Annotated in this window: 1 protein-coding gene and 1 pseudogene; both read right to left on the bottom strand. The window is 45.5% G+C overall.

The features are described 5' to 3' along the window. A partial coding sequence (gene tuf / locus AXF17_RS03635; RefSeq protein ID WP_094234709.1) for an elongation factor Tu occupies positions 1 to 1,113 on the bottom strand: 1,113 nt, incomplete at its 3' end. 83 nt (positions 1,114 to 1,196) lie between these two features. Then, positions 1,197 to 1,363: pseudogene (locus AXF17_RS09455) on the bottom strand (hypothetical protein); the annotation flags it as partial.

Here is a 1,363-nt window from a genome sequence, read left to right as displayed (position 1 = left end):
AGCTACTGGTGTAATCAGCTCGATCTCCATTACTACGTTATCTCCAGGCATGCACATCTCTGTACCTTCTGGTAGCTGTAGATCTCCTGTTACGTCTGTTGTTCTTAGGTAGAACTGTGGTCTGTATCCATTGAAGAATGGTGTGTGTCTTCCACCCTCTTCCTTCTTTAGTACGTATACCTGTCCCTTGAACTTTGTGTGTGGGTGAATTGAGCCTGGCTTCGAGAGTACCTGTCCTCTTTCGATTTCGTCTCTCTGTACTCCTCTGAGAAGTGCTCCGATGTTGTCTCCTGTTTCTGCTGCATCAAGAGTCTTCTTGAACATCTCTACTCCAGTTACAACTACCTTTCTCTTCTCGTCGCTTAGTCCTACGAGCTCTACTTCATCTCCTACCTTGAGTGTTCCTCTCTCAACTCTTCCTGTTGCTACTGTTCCACGTCCTGTGATTGAGAATACGTCCTCGATTGGCATTAGGAATGGCTGATCGTTTGCTCTCTGTGGCTCTGGAATGTATGTATCTACTGCTTCCATTAGCTCGCAAATCTTATCTCCCCACTCTCCGCTTGGATCCTCTAGTGCCTTTAGTGCGGATCCTCTGATGATTGGTGTATCATCTCCTGGGAACTCATACTCGTCTAGTAGCTCTCTTACTTCCATCTCTACGAGGTCTAGTAGCTCCTCGTCATCTACCATATCGCACTTGTTGAGGAATACGATGATGTATGGTACGCCTACCTGTCTGGATAGTAGGATGTGCTCTCTTGTCTGAGGCATTGGTCCATCTGTTGCTGCTACTACTAGAATAGCTCCGTCCATCTGAGCTGCTCCTGTAATCATGTTCTTTACATAGTCAGCGTGTCCTGGGCAGTCTACGTGTGCGTAGTGTCTGTTTGGTGTCTCATACTCTACGTGTGCTGATGAAATCGTGATTCCTCTTGCCTTCTCTTCTGGTGCCTTGTCGATCTGGTCGAATGCTACGTCTGCTCCGAGTCCATATCTGTCGTGAAGAGTCTTTGTGATTGCTGCTGTTAGAGTTGTCTTGCCGTGGTCAACGTGGCCGATTGTACCGATGTTGATATGTGGCTTGGTTCTCTCATACTTCTGCTTTGCCATGATAATTTCTCCTATTTAGAATTATTTGAAATAATTTTCTGTAAAATTTATATTCTCTCCAATGAAATCAGTGAGATTATAGATTATTTTGCAACCTTCTCTTTCAAGCTCTCTGGTAGCTTGTCGAAGTGGTCGAACTGCATTACGTATACACCACGACCCTGTGTCTTAGAACGCAGGTCTGTAGCATATCCGAACATCTCGGATAGTGGGACAAATCCTCTTACGACAGCAGCACCATTGTTGATGT

The organism is Mogibacterium pumilum (assembly GCF_002243385.1).
Taxonomy (GTDB): domain Bacteria; phylum Bacillota; class Clostridia; order Peptostreptococcales; family Anaerovoracaceae; genus Mogibacterium; species Mogibacterium pumilum.
The sequence above is the reverse complement of the archived record's forward strand: the minus strand, read 5'-3'. Positions and strand labels throughout refer to the sequence as shown.